General features: G+C 67.2%; 26 protein-coding genes and 2 pseudogenes. 10 read left to right on the top strand and 18 right to left on the bottom strand.

Annotated elements, in window-relative coordinates; genetic code table 11:
- Positions 1–42 precede the first annotated feature (42 nt).
- Positions 43–1401: a Pup--protein ligase gene (gene pafA, locus ADBZ6I_RS00140; protein ID WP_526379626.1), complete on the bottom strand. Its 1359-nt coding sequence runs from the start codon at positions 1399–1401 to the stop codon at positions 43–45.
- A gap of 145 nt (positions 1402–1546) precedes the next feature.
- Between pafA and ADBZ6I_RS00135 the strand changes: the two genes are divergently transcribed.
- Complete coding sequence (locus tag ADBZ6I_RS00135) at positions 1547–1750, top strand: hypothetical protein (RefSeq protein ID WP_526379624.1); 204 nt, start codon at positions 1547–1549, stop codon at positions 1748–1750.
- Between the two features lie 7 nt (positions 1751–1757).
- Here the strand turns inward: ADBZ6I_RS00135 and prcA are convergent, their stop codons facing one another.
- From prcA to dop, 4 genes are all read right to left on the bottom strand, one after another.
- Positions 1758–2492, bottom strand: coding sequence for a proteasome subunit alpha (gene prcA, locus ADBZ6I_RS00130; protein ID WP_526379622.1), 735 nt, complete (start codon positions 2490–2492; stop codon positions 1758–1760).
- A 13-nt stretch (positions 2493–2505) separates the two neighbouring features.
- Entirely contained in the window at positions 2506–3441 is a 936-nt protein-coding gene (gene prcB, locus ADBZ6I_RS00125; protein WP_526379620.1) for a proteasome subunit beta, read from the bottom strand.
- Complete coding sequence (locus ADBZ6I_RS00120; RefSeq protein ID WP_313676688.1) at positions 3438–3629, bottom strand: ubiquitin-like protein Pup; 192 nt, start codon at positions 3627–3629, stop codon at positions 3438–3440. The genes prcB and ADBZ6I_RS00120 overlap by 4 nt, the downstream gene beginning before the upstream one ends.
- Positions 3630–3726: 97 nt before the next feature.
- Entirely contained in the window at positions 3727–5235 is a 1509-nt protein-coding gene (dop, locus tag ADBZ6I_RS00115; protein WP_526379617.1) for a depupylase/deamidase Dop, read from the bottom strand.
- A gap of 138 nt (positions 5236–5373) precedes the next feature.
- Here dop and ADBZ6I_RS00110 point away from each other — a divergent pair, with 138 nt between their 5' ends.
- Both ADBZ6I_RS00110 and ADBZ6I_RS00105 read left to right on the top strand, forming a co-directional pair.
- Positions 5374–6519: a hypothetical protein gene (locus tag ADBZ6I_RS00110; RefSeq protein ID WP_526379615.1), complete on the top strand. Its 1146-nt coding sequence runs from the start codon at positions 5374–5376 to the stop codon at positions 6517–6519.
- Positions 6520–6561: 42 nt separating this feature from the next.
- Positions 6562–7185, top strand: coding sequence for a hypothetical protein (locus ADBZ6I_RS00105; RefSeq protein ID WP_526379765.1), 624 nt, complete (start codon positions 6562–6564; stop codon positions 7183–7185).
- A 24-nt stretch (positions 7186–7209) separates the two neighbouring features.
- On the opposite strand, the gene arc is transcribed toward ADBZ6I_RS00105, so the two are convergent.
- Positions 7210–9015 carry a proteasome ATPase gene (gene arc / locus ADBZ6I_RS00100; protein ID WP_526379613.1) on the bottom strand — a complete coding sequence of 602 codons (1806 nt, stop codon included), beginning with the start codon at positions 9013–9015 and terminating at the stop codon, positions 7210–7212.
- Between the two features lie 144 nt (positions 9016–9159).
- On the opposite strand from arc, the gene ADBZ6I_RS00095 reads away from it, so the two are divergent.
- Together ADBZ6I_RS00095 and ADBZ6I_RS00090 are read left to right on the top strand one after the other, a co-directional pair.
- Positions 9160–9672 carry an MTB12 family secreted protein gene (locus ADBZ6I_RS00095; protein WP_526379611.1) on the top strand — a complete coding sequence of 171 codons (513 nt, stop codon included), beginning with the start codon at positions 9160–9162 and terminating at the stop codon, positions 9670–9672.
- 21 nt (positions 9673–9693) lie between these two features.
- Positions 9694–9987: a DUF503 domain-containing protein gene (locus ADBZ6I_RS00090; RefSeq protein ID WP_526379609.1), complete on the top strand. Its 294-nt coding sequence runs from the start codon at positions 9694–9696 to the stop codon at positions 9985–9987.
- A gap of 21 nt (positions 9988–10008) precedes the next feature.
- Here the strand turns inward: ADBZ6I_RS00090 and ADBZ6I_RS00085 are convergent, their stop codons facing one another.
- The 11 genes and pseudogenes from ADBZ6I_RS00085 to ADBZ6I_RS00035 form a co-directional block, all read right to left on the bottom strand.
- Positions 10009–12372, bottom strand: a complete 2364-nt coding sequence (locus ADBZ6I_RS00085) for a CHASE domain-containing protein (RefSeq protein WP_526379763.1) — start codon at positions 12370–12372, stop codon at positions 10009–10011.
- Between the two features lie 136 nt (positions 12373–12508).
- A pseudogene (locus tag ADBZ6I_RS00080) lies at positions 12509–13354 on the bottom strand (class I SAM-dependent methyltransferase); the annotation flags it as partial.
- Positions 13355–13370: 16 nt separating this feature from the next.
- A complete protein-coding gene (locus ADBZ6I_RS00075) occupies positions 13371–13970 on the bottom strand; it encodes a hypothetical protein (protein ID WP_526379607.1) in 600 nt (199 codons plus the stop codon).
- A gap of 57 nt (positions 13971–14027) precedes the next feature.
- The gene (locus ADBZ6I_RS00070) at positions 14028–14510 is read right to left on the bottom strand and encodes a DUF4126 family protein (protein WP_526379605.1); all 483 of its coding nucleotides are present in this window, start codon (positions 14508–14510) and stop codon (positions 14028–14030) included.
- 63 nt (positions 14511–14573) lie between these two features.
- The gene (gene hisG / locus ADBZ6I_RS00065; protein ID WP_526379603.1) at positions 14574–15428 is read right to left on the bottom strand and encodes an ATP phosphoribosyltransferase; all 855 of its coding nucleotides are present in this window, start codon (positions 15426–15428) and stop codon (positions 14574–14576) included.
- A 5-nt stretch (positions 15429–15433) separates the two neighbouring features.
- Positions 15434–15715 (bottom strand): phosphoribosyl-ATP diphosphatase, encoded by a 282-nt coding sequence (locus ADBZ6I_RS00060; protein ID WP_526379600.1) that lies wholly within the window; start codon positions 15713–15715, stop codon positions 15434–15436.
- Between the two features lie 56 nt (positions 15716–15771).
- The gene (locus ADBZ6I_RS00055) at positions 15772–16386 is read right to left on the bottom strand and encodes a TetR/AcrR family transcriptional regulator (protein ID WP_526379598.1); all 615 of its coding nucleotides are present in this window, start codon (positions 16384–16386) and stop codon (positions 15772–15774) included.
- 120 nt (positions 16387–16506) lie between these two features.
- Positions 16507–17949: a sugar porter family MFS transporter gene (locus ADBZ6I_RS00050; protein WP_526379596.1), complete on the bottom strand. Its 1443-nt coding sequence runs from the start codon at positions 17947–17949 to the stop codon at positions 16507–16509.
- A gap of 122 nt (positions 17950–18071) precedes the next feature.
- On the bottom strand, positions 18072–18752 hold the full coding sequence (locus ADBZ6I_RS00045; protein WP_526379594.1) for an HAD family hydrolase: 681 nt from the start codon (positions 18750–18752) through the stop codon (positions 18072–18074).
- A 13-nt stretch (positions 18753–18765) separates the two neighbouring features.
- Positions 18766–19209 (bottom strand): N-6 DNA methylase, encoded by a 444-nt coding sequence (locus ADBZ6I_RS00040; RefSeq protein WP_526379761.1) that lies wholly within the window; start codon positions 19207–19209, stop codon positions 18766–18768.
- 58 nt (positions 19210–19267) lie between these two features.
- Positions 19268–19699 (bottom strand): annotated as a pseudogene (locus ADBZ6I_RS00035) (type I restriction-modification system subunit M N-terminal domain-containing protein); the annotation flags it as partial.
- 289 nt (positions 19700–19988) lie between these two features.
- Here ADBZ6I_RS00035 and ADBZ6I_RS00030 point away from each other — a divergent pair.
- Genes ADBZ6I_RS00030 through ADBZ6I_RS00015 form a run of 4 tightly spaced genes read left to right on the top strand, consistent with a single transcriptional unit; the run spans position 19989 to position 21250 of the window.
- Entirely contained in the window at positions 19989–20237 is a 249-nt protein-coding gene (locus ADBZ6I_RS00030) for a ribbon-helix-helix domain-containing protein (RefSeq protein WP_526379592.1), read from the top strand.
- Positions 20231–20575 carry a type II toxin-antitoxin system PemK/MazF family toxin gene (locus ADBZ6I_RS00025; protein WP_526379590.1) on the top strand — a complete coding sequence of 115 codons (345 nt, stop codon included), beginning with the start codon at positions 20231–20233 and terminating at the stop codon, positions 20573–20575. The genes ADBZ6I_RS00030 and ADBZ6I_RS00025 overlap by 7 nt, the downstream gene beginning before the upstream one ends.
- Positions 20576–20615: 40 nt before the next feature.
- A complete protein-coding gene (locus tag ADBZ6I_RS00020; RefSeq protein WP_526379588.1) occupies positions 20616–20873 on the top strand; it encodes a ribbon-helix-helix domain-containing protein in 258 nt (85 codons plus the stop codon).
- Positions 20870–21250 (top strand): type II toxin-antitoxin system VapC family toxin, encoded by a 381-nt coding sequence (locus tag ADBZ6I_RS00015; RefSeq protein ID WP_526379759.1) that lies wholly within the window; start codon positions 20870–20872, stop codon positions 21248–21250. Before ADBZ6I_RS00020 ends, ADBZ6I_RS00015 begins: the two co-directional genes overlap by 4 nt.
- Before the next feature lie 248 nt (positions 21251–21498).
- Here ADBZ6I_RS00015 and ADBZ6I_RS00010 read toward each other — a convergent pair whose 3' ends face one another.
- Positions 21499–21858 (bottom strand): hypothetical protein, encoded by a 360-nt coding sequence (locus ADBZ6I_RS00010; protein WP_526379586.1) that lies wholly within the window; start codon positions 21856–21858, stop codon positions 21499–21501.
- 63 nt (positions 21859–21921) lie between these two features.
- On the opposite strand from ADBZ6I_RS00010, the gene ADBZ6I_RS00005 reads away from it, so the two are divergent.
- The coding region (locus ADBZ6I_RS00005; protein ID WP_526379757.1) for a hypothetical protein at positions 21922–22034 on the top strand (113 nt) is incomplete at its 3' end.

The following is a 22034-nucleotide window of genomic DNA, read 5'->3' as shown; positions in this document are numbered from 1 at the left end:
GCGGCGCCAGCCGCGCTGAGGAGCGCGGCAAAACAGCACAGCTCACATACTGGCGATGAGGCGCTTCACACGCTCGTCGCTGGAGCGGAACGGGTCCTTACACAACACCGTGCGCTGCGCCTGGTCGTTGAGCTTGAGGTGCACCCAGTCGACGGTGAAGTCGCGGCCGGCCTCCTGCGCGGCGGCGATGAACTCGCCCCGCAGTTTGGCGCGGGTGGTCTGGGGCGGGGTGTCGATGGCGGCTTCGATCTCCTCGTCGGTGGTCACCCTCGCGGCCAGACCCTTGCGCTGCAGCAGGTCGAACACGCCGCGACCGCGTTTGATGTCGTGGTAGGCCAGGTCGAGCTGGCTGATCTTCGGGTCGGACAGCTCCATGCTGTAGCGGTCCTGGTAGCGCTGGAACAGCTTGCGCTTGATCACCCAGTCGATCTCGGTGTCGACCTTGGCGAAGTCCTGGCTCTCCACCGCGTCGAGCTGTCGGCCCCACAGGTCGACGACCTGGTCGATCTGGGTGCTGGACTCCCGGGACTGCAGGTAGTCCACGGCGCGGGAGTAGTACTCGCGCTGGATGTCCAGCGCACTGGCCTGCCGTCCGCCGGCCAGCCGCACCGGACGCCGGCCGGTCAGGTCGTGGCTGACCTCGCGGATGGCCCGGATCGGGTTGTCCAGCGAGAAGTCCCGGAAGGGGACGCCCGCCTCGATCATCTCCAGTACCAGTGCGGCGGTGCCCACCTTGAGCATGGTGGTGGTCTCGCTCATGTTGGAGTCGCCGACGATCACATGCAGCCGGCGGTACTTCTCGGCGTCGGCGTGCGGCTCGTCGCGGGTGTTGATGATGGGCCGCGACCGGGTGGTGGCGCTGGAGACGCCCTCCCAGATGTGTTCGGCGCGCTGGGACAGACAGAAGGTGGCCGCCTTCGGGGTCTGCAGCACCTTGCCGGCGCCGCAGATCAGCTGGCGGGTGACCAGGAACGGCAGCAGCACGTCGGAGATGCGGGAGAACTCACCGGCCCGGACGATCAGGTAGTTCTCATGGCAGCCGTAGGAGTTGCCGGCCGAGTCGGTGTTGTTCTTGAACAGGTAGATGTCCCCGCCGATGCCCTCGTCGGCGAGCCGCTGTTCGGCGTCGATGAGCAGATCTTCCAGCACCCGCTCGCCGGCCCGGTCGTGGGTGACCAGCTGGGCCAGGTTGTCGCACTCGGCGGTGGCGTACTCGGGGTGACTGCCCACATCCAGGTAGAGCCGCGCCCCGTTGCGCAGGAAGACGTTGGAACTCCGGCCCCAGGACACCACCCGGCGGAACAGATAGCGGGCCACCTCGTCCGGACTCAGCCGGCGGTGACCGTGGAAAGTGCAGGTGACACCGAACTCGGTCTCGATGCCCATGATTCTGCGCTGCACGGGGTCGAGCCTACTGGTTGATGTCGACGGTCGGCGGGCAGGCCGCGCAGCAACATCGCTACCCGACGGACGTTGACGCCGAGCAAAGGGTTCGCTCGGCATGGTGGCTTCAACCCATCAAAATCTTTTCATTAGGCTGGTGCGTGTGACCACCGACGCCAAGACCCGCGGCCGCAAGATTTGGATTGCGCTGGCCGTCGCTGGTGCCGTCGCGGTGGTCGTCCTGAGCTGGCGGGTGCCCGAGCCGGAAACCCACGGCAACACGCGGTCGCCGCTGGTGCAAAACATTTCCTACATCCAGATCTCGCCCCAGCCGCTGGCGCCGCCGCCCAACTACGGCTCTCGCTGACCACCCCTCAGGCGTCGGCGGCGGGCAGCACGGCGGTCAGCGCCGGGCCGGTGATGCGCCGGAAGGCGCGACGCGGCCGGCTCGCGTCGAGCACGGCCACCTCCAGCGTCGCCGGACCTAGCACCCGAGGTTCGGCCGCCGGCGTGGCGCTGCCGGTCGAGCTGCTGATGCCGGCCCGCAGCGCGTCCACCGCCATCCGCACGGCGTCGGCTAGTTCGGCGTTCTCCGAATAGCTTTCCTTGAGCGCGGTGATGATCGGCTCGGTGGTGCCGCCCATCACGACGAAATGCGGCTCGTCGGCGATGGAGCCGTCATAGGTGATGCGGTAGAGCTCCGGGGGCTTGGACTCCCCAAAGTGGGCCACCTCGGCGACGCACAACTCGACCTCGTAGGGCTTCGCCTGTTCGGTGAAGATGGTGCCGAGGGTCTGGGCGTAGACGTTGGCCAGCTGCCGGCCGCTGACGTCGCGCCGGTCGTAGGCGTAGCCGCGGGTGTCGGCGTACTGGATGCCGCCGCGGCGCAGGCTGTCGAACTCGTTGAACCGGCCGACTGCGGCGAAGCCCACCCGGTCGTAGATCTCGCTGACCTTCTGCAGCGACCGCGACGGGTTCTCCGCCACGAAGAGCACCCCGCCGGAGTAGGCCAGCGCCACCACGCTGCGGCCGCGGGCGATGCCCTTGCGGGCGAGCTCGGAACGCTCGCGCATCGCCTGCTCGGGCGAAATGAAATACGGGAAGCTCATCCGCCGGACCCGATCATGAGCCCGCCCGGGGCGCTTCGTTGCTGGGACGTCCGCCCGGACCGAATTCGTCAGTGCGAGAACGCTTCTCAATGACCTCGCGGGCCAGCCCGGCGATCCGCTCCTCGGTGACCTCCTCGGCACCCGCGGCGCCGATCGTCACCGCGGTCGGGAAGATCCCGCGGACCAGGTCCGGTCCGCCGGTGGCGGAGTCGTCGTCGGCGGCGTCGTAGAGCGCCTCGACGGCCACCTTGAGCGCCGAATCGGCATCCGTCACAGCGGAATACAGCTTCTTCATCGACGCCTTGGCGAATAGCGAACCGGAGCCGACGGCCTGATAGCCCTCCTCGTCGAAGTGCCAGCCGCCAGCGGCGTCGAACGACACGATCCGGCCGGCAGCCTGCTGATCGCGGTCGTCGACGTCATATCCGACCAGCAGCGGCAGCGCGACGAAGCCCTGCAGCGCGGCGCCGAGATTGCCACGCACCATGATGGCCAGCCGATTCACCTTGCCCGCGAACGTCATCGGGACGCCCTCGAGCTTCTCGTAGTGCTCCAGCTCGACGGCGTAGAGACGCGCGAACTCGACGGCCAGCGCCGCGGTCCCGGCGATGCCGGTGGCGGTGTAGTCGTCGGTGATATAGACCTTCTGCACGTCGCGGCCGGCGATCATGTTGCCCTGGGTGGAGCGACGGTCACCGGCGATCAGCACCCCGCCCGGGTACTTCAGGGCGACGATGGTGGTGCCGTGCGGCAGTGAGGAGAACGCCCCGGGGGCCCCGGTTGCCGTTCCCGCGGCCGCACCGCCCGGAACGGCGCCGGTGGGCAGCAGGTCCGGAGCCTGACGGCGCAGGAAGTCGGAGAACGACGACAGGTCGACGGAGTTCGACGTCGCGCTCAGAGGGTGGTTGATGAAGGGGCTTGCGGCCAGACGATCAGGCTGCCAGGTCACTGGCCGCCCTTTTGGACATACGCCCGCACGAAGTCCTCGGCATTCTCTTCGAGCACATCGTCGATCTCGTCCAGCAGGTCGTCGGTCTCGGCGGCAAGCTTCTCGCGACGTTCCTGGCCGGCGCCCGCGTCGCCGGTGAGGTCGTCGTCCTCGCCGCCGCCGCCACGCTTGGTCTGTTCCTGAGCCATCGCTGCCTCCCGCTAGTGTCAGCGGCCCCGTAGAGAGTCAGCAGGGCCGCCGCCTCCACAGTACCGTCCGGGTCCTGTTCGGCCCCGGCAGTCCTGATCAGTTTGTGAGTTGTTCCACCAGTTCCACTGCGCTGTTCACCGAGTCCAGCAGCGCCCCCACATGTGCCTTGCTGCCGCGCAGCGGCTCCAGGGTAGGAATGCGCACCAGCGAATCCCCGCCGAGGTCGAAGATCACCGAGTCCCAGCTGGCGGCGGCGATATCGGCGCCGAACCGCCGCAGGCACTCGCCGCGGAAGTAGGCCCGGGTGTCGGTGGGCGGGTTGTCGACGGCATCGAGCACCTGCTGCTCGGTGACCAGCCGCTTCATCGACCCGCGTGCGACCAGCCGGTTGTACAGTCCCTTGTCCAGCCGGACGTCGGAGTACTGCAGGTCCACCAGCGCCAGCCGGGGCGCCGACCAACCGAGGTTCTCCCGCTGCCGGAAGCCCTCCAGCAGGCGCAGTTTCGCCGGCCAGTCCAGCAACTCCGCGCACTCCATCGGGTCGCGCTCCAGCAAATCCAGCACGTGTGCCCACGTCTCGACGACGTGGGTAGCCCGCGGGTCGGGATCGCGGGTGTCCAGCAGCTTCGCCACCCGGTCGAGATAGATGCGCTGCATCGCCAGCGCGGTCAGTTCCCGACCGTCGGCTAGCGCGACGGTGGCCCGCAGCGACGGGTCCCGGCTGATGACGTGGACGGCGTGCACCGGGCGGGCCAGCATCAGGTCGGTCAGGTCGATGCCGTGCTGGGGGCCCTCCTCGATCAGGTCCAGGACCAGCGAGGTGGTGCCCACCTTCAGATAGGTGGAGGTCTCGGCCAGATTGGCGTCGCCGATGATGACATGCAGGCGGCGGTACTTGTCGGCGTCGGCGTGCGGCTCGTCGCGGGTGTTGATGATGCCGCGTTTGAGAGTGGTTTCCAGACCGACCTCGACCTCGATGTAGTCGGCGCGCTGCGAGAGCTGGAAACCCGGTTCGTCGCCGGAGGGCCCGATCCCGACCCGGCCGGAGCCGGTGACGACTTGACGGGACACCATGAACGGAGTGAGCCCGGCGATGACGGCGGAGAACGGCGTCTGCCGGCTCATCAGGTAGTTCTCGTGGGTGCCGTACGAGGCGCCCTTGCCGTCCACGTTGTTCTTGTACAGCTGCAGCTTGGCCGCCCCCGGAACGCTGGCGACGTGGCGGGCGGCGGCTTCCATCACCCGCTCCCCGGCCTTGTCCCAGATCACCGCGTCCATCGGGTCAGTGACCTCGGGCGCGGAGTACTCCGGATGGGCGTGATCGACGTAAAGCCGGGCGCCGTTGGTGAGGATCATGTTGGCCGCGCCGACCTCGTCGGCGTCGACGACCGGCGGCGGGCCCGAGGCCCGGCTCAGGTCGAAACCGCGGGCGTCGCGCAGCGGCGACTCCACCTCGTAGTCCCACCGGGTGCGCTTGGCCCGCTGGATTCCGGCCGCGGCCGCGTAGGCGAGCACCGCCTGGGTGGAGGTAAGAATCGGGTTGGCAGTGGGGTCTGTCGGCGAGGAGATGCCGTATTCCACCTCGGTGCCGATGATCCGCTGCATGGCCACAGCGTAATCCGCTGGATGGTCACAGCGTATCGGGCGGGTCCGGGCACCGGACGCCCGCGTGAGCCTGTGCCGGATCACTGGCGATCGAAACCTGTGCCGGATTACTGGCGATCGAAACTAGGGTGAGGTCGTATGGCGGATCAACAGGAGGCGGCCGCGCGCTGGTTTCTCAGCCGGGGCCTGCCGGCCGTCCTGCGTCCCTCAGCGCTCGTGCACCGGGCGTGGAGCCGCTCGGCGCCTGCGCTGGCGGCGCTGGCCGTGGTGGCGCTGAACTCGATGATCGTCGTCGCGGTGTCCGGCCAGCACACCGTCGACATCAGCGGGCGGCCGGATCTGCCCGAAGGTGTGGTGCTGACCCTGCTGGCCGTCATGCTGCCGGTCGCGGCGCTGGCGGGCTGGCTGGTGTCGAAGATCGAATCGAACCGGAAGCGGCTGCTCGCCGCCGACATCGCCGCCGGTGTGATCGCGCTGGGCGCGGTGTTCGGCGGCCCGGCCCGGCTCACGGGCGTCAACGTGATGATCTTCGCGATCGCCATCGCGGTGATTCTGCTTCTCACCGCGACGGGAGTCGGTTCGATCATGGGCTGGGCGGCACGGATGACGATGACCAATCTGGCCCTAGCCGGCGGGATGTTCGTGCGCGCCCTGCCGGTGGTGTTGCTGACGTTCCTGGTGTTCTTCAACACCTACGTGTGGTTGATGACGTCGCTGATCAGCCGGACCCGGCTGTGGGTCGGGATGTGTTTTCTGTTGCTGATCGCCGGCTCGTTCCTGGTGTCGAGCACGCTGGCGGAGGTCCGGCGGCTGGCCGAAGCACCCGACGCGGTGGCCGGCGACTCGGCGCGGCTGGCCGGCACCCCGTTCGAGGACGTACCTGACCCACCCGGTGACATCCCGATCACGACGCTGGAGCGGCTCAACGCGGTGTTCGTGGTGACCGCCTCGCAGATGGTGCACGTGCTGACGGTGGCGTTGATGACCGGGGCGGTGTTCTTCGTCCTCGGCATGATCCTGGTCAGCCCGGAGGTGCTCGACGCCTGGACACGCGGCAACGGCCGCCCCGACGGGGTACTGCTCGGGATGACGCTGCCGATCCCGGATTCGCTGATCCAGACCAGCATGCTGCTGACCGCGATCACGTTCATGTATCTGGCCGCCAAGGCGGTCACCGACGCGGAGTACCGGTCGCAATTCCTCGATCCGATCATCGACGATGTGCGCCTGAACCTGGTCGCGATGCGGCGGTACCAGGCGATGCAGAGCATGACCCGGTCCTGACGATCCGGCCCGGACAGCCGGGATCACTTGCCGCGTACGGTGATAACCGTGGCGGATCAAGCGGGTAACGATGTGTTCGGCAAGCGCTACGGCGAGGTTCTGCTGCTTCGGATGGGCGACTCGGGGCCGCAAGCCACGGTCTACAACACCTTCCCGCTCAACGACTGCCCCGCCGAACTCTGGGACGCCCTCGACGCCGCCGGTATCGCCAAGGACAACGACGCGCTGGGCGCGCTGCTCAATGGTCCGCGGTACTGGCTGATGAGCCGGATCACCAAACGCGCCGGAGAGCCGCAACCGACGAAGAGCTTCGGCGGGCTTGAGATGATCGAGCAGGCGACGGTTCAGCTGTCGTCGAACGATCCCCAGCCGTACTCGGTGAACACCGTCGACCGGCGGGCGGTGTTCACCTTCGACGCGGGCCGGCCGGTGTTCGAGCTGATCGATCCGGACGGCCGGCGCTGGGTGATGCAGACCTACAGCCAGGTCGTCGACAAGAACCTGAACCTCGACGACCTGCCCGCGCTGGCGCCGCGGCTGAACCTGCCCGACGGCTGGCGATACGAAACCCGCACTCTGACAGAGCCTTTGGTGGTGGACACCACCGAGCGCCCGGCGAACGTTCTGCAGGACGACCTGACCAACAGCTACTCGCTGCAGAGCTAGAACCAAAGCCGGAGTTAGAGGCAGTTAGAGGTACTGCCCCAGGTTCGACTCGGTGTCGATCGCCCGGCTCGCGCTGGAGGACTTGCCGGTGACCAGGGTGCGGATGTAGACGATCCGCTCGCCCTTCTTGCCCGAGATCCGTGCCCAGTCGTCGGGATTGGTGGTGTTGGGCAGGTCCTCGTTCTCGGCGAACTCGTCGACGATCGAGTCCAGCAGATGCTGGATGCGCAGGCCGCGCTGACCGGACTCCAGCACCGACTTGATCGCGTACTTCTTGGACCGGTCGACGACGTTCTGAATCATGGCGCCGGAGTTGAAGTCCTTGAAGTACATGACTTCCTTGTCACCGTTGGCGTAGGTGACCTCCAGGAATCGATTGTCATCGATCTCGGCGTACATCCGGTCGACGACCTTCTCGATCATCCCCTTGATGCACGCGCCCCGGTCTCCGCCGAACTCGCCGAGATCCTCAGCGTGCAACGGGAGAGTCTCGGTGAGGTACTTGCTGAAGATGTCCTGGGCCGATTCGGCATCCGGGCGCTCGATCTTGATCTTGACGTCCAGGCGGCCGGGCCGCAGGATCGCCGGGTCGATCATGTCCTCACGGTTGGAGGCGCCGATGACGATGACGTTCTCCAGGCCCTCGACACCGTCGATCTCGGAGAGCAACTGCGGCACGACGGTGGTCTCCACATCGGAGCTCACACCGGTGCCGCGGGTGCGGAAGATCGAGTCCATCTCGTCGAAGAACACGATCACCGGGGTGCCTTCGGACGCCTTCTCCCGGGCGCGCTGGAAGATCAGCCGGATATGCCGCTCGGTCTCGCCGACGAACTTGTTCAGCAACTCCGGGCCCTTGATGTTGAGGAAGTAGGACTTCGCCTCGCGGGCATCCTCGCCTCGGACCTCTGCCATCTTCTTGGCCAGCGAATTGGCCACCGCCTTGGCGATCAGCGTCTTGCCGCAGCCGGGCGGACCGTAGAGCAGCACGCCTTTGGGCGGCCGCAGCGAGTACTCGCGGTAGAGCTCCTTGTGCAGGAACGGCAACTCGACGGCATCGCGGATCTGCTCGATCTGGCGGGTCAGGCCGCCGATGTCGCCGTAGGAGACGTCGGGCACCTCTTCGAGCACCAGGTCCTCGACCTCGGCCTTGGGAATGCGCTCGTAGGCGTAGCCGGCCTTGGAGTCGACCAGCAGCGAGTCGCCGGGACGCAGCTTGCGCGGCCGGTCGTCCTCGTCCAGGCTGGCCGCCACCTCGGGATCCATCACCTCGACCGCCACCAGCGGCTCGGCCAGCCAGACGATGCGCTCCTCGTCGGCGTGCCCGATCACCAGCGCACGGTGGCCGTCGGCGAGGACCTCACGCAGGGTGCTGATCTCGCCGACCGCTTCGAAGGTGCCGGCCTCCACGACCGTCAGCGCCTCGTTGAGCCGAAGCGTCTGCCCCTTCTTGAGTTCCTTGACGTCGATGTTGGGCGAGCAGGTCAGCCGCATCCTGCGCCCGGAGGTGAAGACGTCGACGGTGTCGTCGTCGTGCGCCCCGAGCATCACGCCGTAGCCGCTGGGCGGCTGGCCGAGCCGATCGACCTCCTCGCGCAGCGCCAACAGCTGCTGGCGCGCATCCTTGAGGGTGTCCATCAGCTTGGCGTTGCGGGCCGCCAGCGAGTCGATCCGGGCTTCCAGCTGCTGCACCTCGCGGGGCCGTTGGCCACCGCTCACGCTCTTGAGTTGCTCACGCAGGATGGCGGCTTCACGGCGCAGCTGCTCCAACTCGGCAACATCGTCGTCCTCGAAACCACCCAAAGACCCGGAACGGTGTGACTCGGTCATATAACGGCTCCTTCCGCGCACCTGTCGGTGCGGTGGATACCCCAACGCTACCGGCGATTGAACCATCTTGTGCGCTCGGAGAATTTCGACACTCTGAGAGCACTGTTAACCTCTCGTCAGTCGGGTGAGATCGAAAGGACCGTCGTGACCGCAAAATTGTTCGCCACATGCATGGCCGCCGCCGCGATTGCCGGTGGAGCCGCAGCAGGCGTGACCGCGGTGGCGTCGTTCCCACCGGCTACTTCGCCGGCCGTCGCTCCGGTGGTCTTCGGCACGCCCTTGCCGATGAACCCGATGCCGCTGGACCCGGCCGCCGATCTGCCCAGCCCCGATCAGCTCACCGGCGTGCTGAACAGCCTGGCCAATCCGAGTGTGCCGTTCACGGCCAAGGGCTACCTGATCGAGGGCGGCATCGGCCGTCTGGAGGCCAAGACCGCCGATGCGCTGATGCGCAGCGCGATCGCCAAGGGCCAGGTACCGCTGAACTTCAGCATCGGCCCCATCGCCCCGGTGGGCCCGGGCGCGGCCACCGCCACGGTGACCGCCGCCGGCCCGGCCATGCCGTCGACCACCCAGGCTGTCACGTTCGTCAACCAGGGCGGCTGGAAGCTGTCCCGCGCCTCGGCCAGCACCATCCTCACGATCTTCGGCGGCTAACCGGCTTGCGACGCTGATCGCATGTGGATCGGCTGGCTGGAATTCGACATCCTGCTCGGTGACGTGCGGTCGCTGAAGCAGAAGCGATCGGCGGTGCGCCCGATCGTGGCGGAGTTGCAGCGCCGGTTCAGTGTGTCGGCCGCCGAGACCGGCTGGCTGGATCTGCACCGCAGGGCCGGGATCGGCGTCGCCGTGGTGGCCGCCGACCGCTCGCACGTGGTCGAGGTGCTCGACGCCGCCGAGAGACTGGTAGCCGCCCGGCCGGAGATCGAGTTGCTCTCGGCTCGCAGGGATCTGCGCCGCAGCGACGACTAGCCCCCGGCAATCAGACCGCGTTCAGGGAACGGTGATGCGGACCAAGGTGCAGTCGTCTGAGAAGTCTCCGTTTTTGGATCGGTGCCGCAGCTCACCGACGAGGTCGTCGAGGGTCCACTGCGGTGAGCGCGCGGTGCGGGCACACAGATCGATGAATTCATCGAGGGTCAAGCGCGCCCCGCCGGGCAGCATCAGTTCGAAGGCGCCGTCGCTGTAGAGAAGGACGGCGGCGTCGGCATCATCGTCGTCCAGTCGGTATTCGTTGGTTTCGTAGGTGATGTCGCGAATGACTCCGATCGGTACGGATCCGGAATCCAGCTGAACCGGGCCGGAGCCGTTCAGCACGAGCGCCGGAGGGTGCCCGGCGCGGGCGTAACGCAGCGTGCGGGTGGAGGGCTGGTACACGCCGTACCAGATGGTGAAGGAATTGCCGGCTTGCTTGTCCCGCTGGAAGAGCCGGTTGAGTTCGGTGAGGACCCGGCCGGGATCGCGCAGCATGTCCTGGCCGAGGGCTCCCGAGCGCAGCAGGTTGTGCACCGACACCGAGAACACGGCCGGGCCGACGCCATGGCCTGACACGTCGACCACGTAGGCGATCAGGTGGTCGTCGTCGATCCAGCGGTGGTCGAAACTGTCGCCGCCGAGTTGCTCGGAGGGGATGTAGCGGGAGCTCACCGGCACCGGGGCGTCGACGTCGCTGGGAAGGATCGACTCCACGTAGCGAGCGGCGCCGCCGAGTTCGGACATCAGCCGCCGCGCGAGTGACTCCATGCCGGAAAAGACGAGCAGGAACGTCTCCAGCAGGAATGTCATCGCCAGCACGGCCAGGAACAAGATCGCCATGACTCCGCTGCGAGTATCGGTGAACGCCGCGCTGGTGGGACGCACCGTGAGTTCCCAACTGCGCCCGTAAACGTCCAGCGGCAACGTGGTCGCCGTCGGTGCGGCACTGACCTGATCAGGCGCGGCGGAGTTCCGCGCGGGCAGGTCGGCGATGACGACGGGCTGCTCACCTTCGCTGACGTCGATGAGCGTCACCCCGACGCTGTCCCACCGCGGGCCGCCGAACGTCTCGGTAAGCAGGTTGCCGAGGCGGTAAACGCCGACGGCGAACCCGCGCAGAGCGCGCGGCGAAGACCCCTGTGCCCGACCACCGTCATAGACCGGCAACAGGGCGAGCATGCCCTTCCGCGTGCCGGACTCCTGGACAAGATCGATAGGGCCGGTCGCCGTTGGCCGGCCGGTGTCGCGGGCTGTTTCGATGGCGGTCGCGCGCGCCGGATTGGAGTAAATGTCGAAGCCCAGAGCGTTGCGATTGTTCGCGATCGGCTCGATGTAGGCCACGACGACGTACTCGCGACGAGGTGAAACCGGCCGTAGTTTGCCTTCGGCGTCGCGCTCGGTGACGGTGAAGTTCTGCAGGCCTGGCTGCGCACGTTGACGTGCCTCGAATGCTTGCAGATCTGCGTCGGTGACCAGCGGATTCCAGGACAATGCCTCCAGGTTGGGGAAACGCCGGAGCATCTCGCCGGTGTAGGTCTTGAACTCCGCGGCGGTGACATCGTCCGAGGCTTCCACCAGGCCCCGCAGACCTTCGAGCACTTCCTGATGGAGTGCGACATTTTGGGTCAGGGCCTCGCCGGCCTCCTTGGCCAACTGCGCCACGGCACTGTCGATCCGGGCTCGTTCGTTGGTGACGTTCTGAACGACCGCGGCAACCAGGATTCCGGAGATCAGCAGTGACGGCACCGCGATCTTCCAGCGACGCCCCGACCAGTACCCGCCCTGGCCGGGCATGAGCATGAGTGCCAGCGGGGCGAAGACGATGGTCCCGATAGCATCGCCCACCCACCACGTCAGCCAGCCGAACCCCGCCTTGCCGGTGCCGAGAATCCCGGTCGTGAGCTGGGCCGCGACACCGACGGTGGGCGCGATCGTGGTGGCGAGCAGCCCGCCGAGGGCCAGGGTCAGGATGACCTCTCGGGGCGTGTCCAGTCGAGGAACCGGCCCGACGAAGCGTCGTACCAGGCTTGCGCCGGCAGCTGCCCCGAGGACCGCCCCGATGCCGACCGCCCCGGCCGTGAACAACAGTCGCGGCTCCGGCTCACCCAGCCGAGTCAGCCAAAATGCGTTCGCGCTGACAGACCCGACGAAAACCCCGGGGAGCGCGCGCCATCGCCACTGCAACGCGGCTGCGAAGGCGACGCCGGCGGCAGGCCACACCGGTGCGGCCAGACCGGTCATCTGGCCCAGGGCGAGGCTCACGAGGGCAAGGGTTGCGTAGACGACGGCGACGACCAGTGAGACGACAAAGACCGAGGGCCGGTTGCTGCGCTGACGCGAGTACTGCGAAGAGTTCACCCGCCTGCCCACTGTCACCCCCATGACATCCCGAACACCCGTCACGTAGGACCACAAAATCGCCCCGACCGCGGCGGAGACGATTCCCCCGTCTGCCGCGGGCTACCGAATTGATACACCGTATCGAGCAGGTAGGACAAGACTCCCCCGGCTGGCCGACTCAGACCGCCGTGCCGCGGCCCTTCTTGCGCAGCGGTGTCGGCGTGACGGTGCCCGGGGCCAGCCGGCGTGCGGAGATCAGGAACGCGGTGTGCCCGCGCATGTTGTGTTGCGGGCGCACCGCCAGGCCGACGACGTTCCAGCCGCGCTGCATGGTTTCCCAGGACCGCGGCTCGGTCCAGCACTGCTGCTCGCGCAACGCCTCGACCGTCTTGGAGAGCTGGGTGACGGTGGCGACGTAGACGATCAGCACGCCACCGGGCACCAGCACGTTAGCCACCGCGTCGAGCACGTCCCACGGCGCCAGCATGTCCAGGACCACCCGGTCAACACCGCCGTCGGCGAGCGCGGGCTGCGCCGGCGCGTCGGTCACGTCGCCGATCACCAGGCGCCAATTGGCCGGATCCTCCCCGAAGAACGTCGACACGTTGCGCCGGGCGTGCTCGGCGTGGTCGTCGCGCAGTTCGTAGGAGATCACCTCGCCGGACGGCCCGACGGCACGCAACAGCGAGCAGGTCAGCGCGCCCGATCCCGCGCCCGCCTCCAGCACTCGGGCGCCGGGAAAGATGTCCCCCTCATGGATGATCTGCGCGGCATCCTTGGGGTAGATCACCTGCGCGCCGCGCGGCATCGACATGACGTAGTCGACGAGAAGCGGGCGCAGCACCAGGAAGGCGTCGCCGTTGGTCGCCTTGACCACACAGCCCTCGGGTGAATCGATCACCGAGTCGTGGGCGACGATCCCCCGGTGCGTGTGAAACTCGCCGCCGGGCTTGAGGATCATCGTGTAATGCCGGCCCTTGGCGTCGGTCAGCTGGACCCGGTCGCCGACGGCGAAAGGCCCGGTACGGCGCGGGGCGTGCTCAGGCGCCGTTGCAGACTCCCGACGAACGGATCACGTCGCCGTACACCCGCATCGTGGCGTTGTTGGCGTTGATCACCCCGGAGGGCATCTGGTTGGCGATCTTGTCACTGATCTGGGTCAGCTGGTACCAGAGGTGGTAGAAGGAGTCGCCGTTGTAGAGCGGCGAGTACTGGCTGCGATCCGGGTAGTTCGTGATGTACAGCGTGTGCACCCGCGGATCGAGGAAGGCCGCCGACTGGTCGAGGTTGGCCTTGAGCACGTTGGCCGCGCCCGCGACGCCGTCCCACGCGTCGAAGTTGTCGTGCAGGGCCTTCTGGAAACCGAACGACTGGCCGCTGAGGATGTCGTACTGGGCGTTGAACCACTGGCAGGCGTCACGCTCGGCGGTGACCATCTGCGGCGTCACGCGGCTCTGCCACATGTTGTACGGGTGGACGCTGTAGTTGGGCGACCATCCCGACGGGTACGGGACGAAGACCGGCAGCGAAGCGGCGTCGTCGGCGTGGGCCGGCGCCGACAACGCTGCGGCGAGGCCGACGGCCACACAGCCCAGCGCGGTGGCGGCCCCACGGAGGGCCGTCGGGAGAACGGGGGTCATTCTGCGATTATCCGAGGCGACCGAGACGCTGGCGTCGGATTCGGTAATTTCGGCGTCTCACAACACGCTCGTCAGGAAGGCGACGGCGACACCGGCAGCGGCGGCGAACACGTCCTCACCGAGAGCGACGGGCCGGTCCTTGCCGCCGTTGGCGGCGACCAACCGGGTGCGGGCGGCGTAGCCGCCGATGGTGCCGATGACCGCACCGATCAAGCCGGCTCCGAGGCTGCCCCAGCGGTATCCCCACGCGGTGCCCAGGACCGCTCCGGAGAACGCACCGGTGGCCAGCCGCACCAGGAACTGCGGAGCGCTCTTGCGGCTGGGCAGGGTGGGCATCTTGTCGCTGACCAGTTCGGCGACCGCGATCACGGTGAGGATCGCCACGGTGATCCAGTGACCCATCCACGACGCCCAGGTGCCGTCGAGGTTGATCCAGTGCAGGGCAGCCGCCCAGGCCATCACCGCGGGCGCGGTGAAGGCACGCAGACCGGCGACCACGCCGATCAACAGGGCCAGCAACAAGACCAGGGCATGCGTCATGGCGTCCTCCGGGGGTAGGCGGTCATCGGGACGCTAGCACGGCGGCCGCGCCCGGCCCCGCTATCAGAAGCGGCAGAACCTCACGTCGGAGGCCAGAATCGCCTTGGCGCCGATCCCGGCCAACTCGTCCATGATGGCGTTGACGTCGCGGCGCGGCACCAGGGCCCGTACCGCGACCCATTCCGGGTCGGCCAGCGGCGCGATCGTCGGCGACTCCAGACCGGGGGTGATCGCGGTGGCACGGTCCACCAGGTCGCGGGGGCAGTCGTAATCCAGCATCAGATACTGCTGACCGAACACCACCCCCTGCACCCGCGCCGCGAGCTGCTCGCGGGCGGCGCGGTTGCGGTCGTGGGTGCCGCCGTCGCGTTCGATGAGGACGGCCTCCGAATCGCACAGCGGGTCGCCGAAGGCCACCAGGTTGTGCATGGCCAGGGTGCGACCGGATCCCACCACGTCGGCGATGGCGTCGGCCACCCCGAGTTGCACGGAGATCTCCACGGCGCCGTCCAGCCGGATCACGGTCGCCTCGATCCCCCGGGCCGCAAGATCGTTGCGCACCAGGTTCGGGTAGGCGGTGGCAATGCGCAGGCCGGCCAGGTCGGCCACCGTCCAGTCGCGACCCGCCGAGGCGGCGTAGCGGAAGCTCGATGACCCGAAGCCCAGTGCCAGGCGCTCGCGGACCGGGGCGCCGCTCTCCGCGGCCAGGTCCCGGCCGGTGATTCCCAGGTCGAGGTCGCCGGACCCGACGTAGATCGCGATGTCCTTGGGCCGCAGGAAGAAGAACTCGACACCGTTGGTGGGATCGATGACGGTGAGATCCTTGGGATCGCTCCGGCGCCGGTAGCCGGCCTCGGAGAGGATCTCGGCAGCCGACTCCGACAGCGCCCCCTTATTGGGGACAGCGACACGCAGCATGGGTCCTACAGCTTCCGGTAGACGTCGTCGAGATCCAGTCCACGGGCGATCATGAGGACCTGGGTCCAGTACAGCAGCTGGCTGATCTCCTCGGCGAGAGACTCGTCGGGCTCGTGCTCGGCGGCCAGCCACACCTCGCCGGCCTCTTCGAGGATCTTCTTGCCGAGCGTGTGAACGCCGGCGTCCAGCGCGGCCACCGTGGCGCTACCGGCCGGCCGGGTGCGCGCCCGTTCGCCCAGTTGGGCGAAGAGTTCCTCGAAGGTCTTCACGGGCTGGGATTGTTCCATGCGGCCCGTGCCGCAGTCACGCGCGCGGGATCGCGGCGAACCCTAGGCGCCCAACCTCAGGCGGCCAGACCCCGATCCAGCAGGACGCCCAACCGGTCGAGCACATCGTCGGAGTGCGTGTCGTCACCGCGGCAGAGCTGGAACGCCATCCCCCAGATCAGCCCCATCAGCAATTCGGTCAATCCTTCTGTCGCTTGGCGGATTTCGCCCCGCTGCGCGGCGGCGGCCACTGCCGCGCGGACGAATCGCTCGACGAGCGCGGCCGCTTCGGACTTGCCCGGTGGCAGGTGTTCGATGTCGATCGCGGACTGCACCAGGAACCCCGCCAGCGACGGGTCGGCGCACTCGCCGCGGATCGCCACCCGGATGAAGGTCAGCAGCTGTTCGGCCAGGGTGGGCGCGTCGGACGCGGTGTGAATGGCGTCGAGCACCATGTCACTGACCCGGCGGGCCACCGCGCCGTACAGCGCGGACTTGCTGTGGAAGTAGTTGTTGATCGCCGGCCGGGTCAGGCCGATTTCCATTGCGATGGCCTGGAACGTCGCAGCCTCGTAGCCTGACTCCGCGAAGACCTTCTGGGCCGCCTGCAGAATGCGCTCCCTGGTCACCGCGGAATCGCTTGCCGGCGGGCGCCCCCGGCGCCGTGCCGGGGCCCACGAAGTATTGGTCATCAGAAATCTCCTGGCGAATCATCAATGTAATTTCGCCTAGGTTTGCCCGGTGGGGCTCCTTCCGAAACGCGAGCGGGCTGATCAGAACCAGCGTCCGGCGTCCGGGTCGCCGTCGACTCGCTACGCCATCTGATCGGCGGTCATGTCCTCCAAGGCGATGCCCTTGGTCTCGTGGACCAACTTCCAGACGAACACGAACGACAACACCGCACACAGGGCGTAGAACCCGTAGGCCAGTCCCAGCACATTGCGCAGGCCCGGGAAGCTGACGGTGATCAGCCAGTTGGCGGCCCACTGGCCGGCCGCGGCCAGACCGAGAGCAGCGGCGCGGATCCGGTTGGGGAACATCTCGCCGAGTAGCACCCACACCACCGGGCCCCACGACATCCCGAAGGCCACGACGAACAGGTTGGCGGCGATCAGGGCGATCCACCCGGCGGTGTCGCTGAAATCCGGGGCCCCGTCGACCTGCTCGGCGGTACCGAAAATGACCGCCATGGTGGCCAGCGTGACGGCCATGCCGGCTGAGCCGACCAGAAGCAGCGGCTTGCGGCCGACCTTGTCGATCAGCGCAATGGCGATCAGCGTGGTGGCGATGTTGATCACCGAGGTGATCACGGTGATCCGGAACGCCTGGCTCTCGTCGTAGCCGGCGGCCTGCCACAGCACGTTGGAGTAGTAGAAGATCACGTTGATGCCGACAAACTGCTGGAAGATCGACAGCCCCAGGCCCACCCAGACGATTCCGTAGACGCCGCCGCCCGGCTTGCGCAGGTCACTCCAGGAGGGCTTCTTCTCACCGACCAGGGTGCTCTGGATCCGGTCGATGGTGATGTCGAGGTTCTTCTCCCCCAGCAGCATGGTGAGAACCTTGCGGGCTTCCGGAATGCGATGGTTGGCAACGAGATAGCGCGGCGACTCCGGGATGGTGAATGCCAGCGCCCCGTAGACGATCGCGGGGATGGCCATCATCAGGAACATCCACCGCCATGCCTCCAGGCCCAGCCAGAGGGTGTTGCTGGCGCCGCCGGCCATCTGCGCCAGCAGATAGTCGATGGCCAGCGAAATGAAAATGCCGGAGACGATCGCCAACTGCTGAAGCGACCCCAGCCGGCCGCGGATCCGCGCCGGTGAGGTTTCGGCGATGTAGGCCGGCGCGATCACCGACGCGACGCCGACGCCGATGCCGCCGATGATGCGGAACAGCACGATCATCCAGACGCTGCCGGCCAGCCCTGCCCCGATGGCGCTGATGAAGAACAGCACCGCGGCGATCTTCATGACCGCGATCCGGCCGATCTTGTCGGCCAGCCGGCCGGCGGTCATGGCACCGGCGGCCGCACCGAGCAGCGCTGAGGCCACTGCGAAGCCGAGCGAGGCATCACCGATCCCGAAGTGCTTCTGGATCGGATCGACGGCGCCGTTGATCACCGCGCTGTCGTAGCCGAACAGCAGGCCGCCCAATGCCGCGACCGAGGCGATCCGGACGGCACCGCGGCCCGAGCCGACGTCATCATCGTCGAATATCGACGGGGTATCACTCGTGGGCCCCTGGCCGGACATCGCGCTTCCTTTCCGCAGCGGGCAAACGCTTATCCGCTCAACGATGGCATAACCACGTAGTACCCGGCAGCCGTATCGGCAACCGGGTTGCCGAGCCGCTCGGGCGGCAAATCGACCAGGGTTCAGACCAGAAGTTCGGGATCGAGCTGCAGTTCGTGGTAGATCCGGCGGAGCCGGGCGGCGCCCATTCCGGCTAACGACGCCACGTGCCGGCGGCGGGGGCTTACCGGCACCTCGACGTCGTTGGGCACCACCAGCACCGGGCATCCGGCTTCTTCGGCCGAGGCCGCGCCGGTCACCGAATCCTCGATGGCCAGGCAGTCTCGCGGCTGCAGCCCCAGCAACGCGGCGGCCCGCCGATACGGGTCCGGCGCGGGCTTGCCGCGGGGCACCTCGTCGCCGCAGACACTCGTGCGGAAGTAGTGCCGTCCGATGCTGTCCAGTGCACGTTCGGTCAGTCCGCGGCGGGTATTCGTGACCAGCGCCATCGGCACGCCTGTCCGGTGCAACTCGTCAAGCAGTTCGGCGGCGCCCTCGCACCAGGGCAGCCCCTGCGCGAACAACTCGCCGGCGAGCTCGTGCAGCCAGTCGGCGGTTGCGGCCATGTCGTTCGGGTCAGGGTGCATACCGAGGTCGGTGTAGACGATCCGGATGACGTCCTCCGATGAGCCGCCCACCGTCGATTCGCGCACCTCGGGCGTCATCACCGCCCCGTGGCGGTCGTAGAGCCGGTGCATGGCGACGTCCCAGAGCTTCTCGGAGTCCACCAGCGTGCCGTCCATGTCGAACAGCACGGCTTTCATGGCGCCGATTCTGTCATGGGCTGGCGGCCGGGCGGCCCGGGCTTGCGGCTTCCAACGCTGCGGCCACCGCCTCGAACTCTGCCAGCGCGGCGGTGAGGTCCTCGACGATCTCCCGGGCGATGATCTCAGGCGGAGGCAGGTTGTCGGTATCTTCCAGGGACTCGTCGCGCAGCCAAGTGATGTCGAGGTTGGCCTTGTCGCGCGCGATCAGCTCGTCGTAGGAGAAGGACTTCCACCGCTCAGACTCGGTTCGCTTGTCCGCGGACGCCCGGACAGGTAGGAGTTGACGAACTCGTCGAGGTGGTGGCGACGCAGCGGGTTCGGAGGCCGGCTTCTTGTTGAAGAACAGCACGTTGGCCTTGACGCCCTGAGCGTAGAACAGGCCTGTCGGCAACCGCAGGATGGTGTGTAAGTCGAAGTCCGCCAACAGCTTTCGGCGCAGCGTCTCGGGCCGCACCACCGCCACAGGCCGGGTCGACGACGGTATCGGCGACGGTAGGGTTGATCACGTCGACGATCGCCCGGATGAGGTCGCGCGGGGTGAAGTGTTGGCCCGCGCCCGAACCTTTGTCCGAGGCGCCCTTAGACAGCAGTTCATCGCAGGCGTCGCCTTTGAGATCGGTGCCCGAGGCGGACCAGTTCTCCTTGTCGATCAAGTCGACGACCAGGCGTTTGAGTTTCGCCGGGTCTTGAATACGGTTCTGCGCCTTGCGAAAGATCGTGCCCAGGGTGCCGGGCTGCTGTGTCAACCCGACCAGAACCTTGGTGTTGGTGATCTCCAAATCGGTGCCGTCGGTATCCAGCAACTGCTGCCAGGAGAACTCCGGCGGGACGATCCGCTGCGGGTTGAGCGCGCGGGTGGCCCGTTCATGAGCCATCTTGAGGAACAGCAGATAGGTCAGTTGCTCGGTGTACTCGATGACGCCGACGCCGTCGTCACGCAGCACGTTGCAGTACGACCAGAGCTTGTCGACGAGGCGACGGGAGTCGGTCACCGGAACGCTCACGAACGAGCCGCCCGGAGGAAGTCCGCGAACTCATCGTCGGTGAGTTGGATGCCTGCTCCCGGTTCTGGACCGGGGGCACTTGCCAAGATTTCCTCAAGGGGCACAACGTAGTCGCCCACGAGGCCGTCAGTGGGATCGATCACTGCTTGCTCCTTACCTCCGGCCTGTTCATGCACATTGTTGCAGCTCACGCGAATCCCATCGAGTTATACCCAGTTATACTCGTTGCATGAAGACCGCGATATCGCTGCCCGACGAGACCTTCGATCGGGTGAGCCGCCGCGCCAGCGCCATGGGGATGAGCCGTTCGGAGTTCTTCGCGCGGGCCGCCCAGCGCTATCTCGATGAGCTCGACTCCGAGTCGCTGACAGCACAGATCGACAGTGTCGTCGACCGAATGGACAAGCCCGACGAGAGCCACGCCGTGGCGGCGGCGTTCGGCCGGCGAGTGTTGGATGCTTTGGATGATGAGTGGTGATCGAGCGCGGCGACATCTACTGGGCCGACCTCGGCGCACCGGCAGGCAGTCGCCCGGCCAAGCGCCGTCCGGTTCTGGTGGTGCAGGCCGATTCCTATAACCGCAGTCGGCTGGCCACCGTCCTGAGCGTGGTGATCACCTCCAATACCGCGCTGGCGGCGATGCCCGGAAACGTCTTTCTTCCGGCCGATGCCACCGGCCTGCCCCGCGATTCGGTGGTCAACATCACCGCCGTGGTGACGCTCAACAAGGGCGACTTGTCCGACCGCGTCGGTCGGTTGCCGCAGAGTTTGGCTGAGGAAGTCGACCGCGGGCTGCGTCGGGCGCTCGGCCTGTGACCGCGTGCCGACTTCGATTGATAGATGTATGTTGTGGTGTATGAAGCGGACTAACATCTACCTCGATGAGGAGCAGACGGCCAGCCTCGACAAGTTGGCTGCCCAGCAGGGCGTCTCGCGTGCTGAACTCATCCGTGGACTGTTGGACCGGGCACTGAACAACACCGACGACGATCTCGCTTCCGACCTCACGGCGATCGACGAATCGTTCGGCACGCTGCGTGAGGTCCCATCTGCAGAACGTGGTCCGGGAGACCGGGAGGAACACCTTTCACGGATGTGGCGCCACACCTCGTGATCCTCGTCGACTCGGACGTGCTCATCGCACACCTACGCGGTGTGCAGTCCGCGCGGAACTGGCTCGTTGCTGCTCGCCGGGAAGGCCCACTGGCGATCAGCGTGGTGTCGACCGTCGAATTGGTGGCTGGCATGCGCAGCGCGGAACGGCGCGAAGTCTGGAGGCTGCTGGCCGCATTTCGCCCCGAACCCGTCACCGAGCCCATCGCGCGCCGGGCGGGCGACTTCTGGCGCCATCACCGGCGCAGCCACTCCGGCATCGGGCTGGGCGACTACCTGATCGCGGCGACCGCGGAGGCAAAGGGCTATCAGCTGGCGACGCTGAACGTCCGCCATTTCCCGATGTTCAAGAGCCTGCGGGCACCGTTCGCGCTGTGAGCGGAATCGAGGTCGTCTCCTTCCGGCGAAACAGAGCTACCTTTTAATCCGTGGACGTTCAAGGCGAACCACACCGCCGGCCATTCCTGTCTCGCGCCGAAGTTCGCGCGCGGTTCGCAACTGGTACCGCCGATCGATCTAGCCACCTTTCGCGCCGACGAGGATTCTTTCTTCGGCGAAGAGTCGACCGACTTCCAAGTAGCAGATGAGGTACGGGAACCGCGGTCGACGGCGAGGAGAAGACGACGTTACGGGTCAACCGGCCGACCCCATCGGCGAGGTTGACGGCGCCGTGTAGCCGCCAGCCGCACATCGTTGGGCAGACCTGCGGCGTACATCGCCGATTGCCACTCGACCCCCGACAGCGGGGTGCCCACGGGCTTGGCCTCGATGACGCCCACCACCGCCCGGTCGACGTAGAGCAGGTAGTCCACCCGACCGTGACCGGGCTTCATCACCACCTCGCGCAGCGCGACGCCCTGACCCGCGAACAGGTTGAGGTCTTTGCGGTCCTGGACCTTCCAGCCGGCCTGGATCAGCTGCTGGTCGATCAAGGCGCGGGCACGCGCCTCGGCGGGAAGTCCGCTGCCCTGATCCCCCGTGACCACAGTTTTCGAAGGGTAACCGCCTTCGGTTCAAAATTTGTCGTACCTCGGTGCGAGGCTGCTCTCATGACCGCTCCCGCCGCCGACGTGCTTCCTGGTGAGCGGCTGATGATGCTCTTCGACGAGCTGGCGGAGTTGACCGGTCAGCGCAACGCGATCGACGGGCGCATCGTGGACAT

This window comes from Mycobacterium sp. (assembly GCF_044342925.1).
Taxonomy (GTDB): Bacteria; Actinomycetota; Actinomycetes; order Mycobacteriales; family Mycobacteriaceae; genus Mycobacterium.
This window is presented reverse-complemented; position numbering and strand designations above follow the sequence as displayed.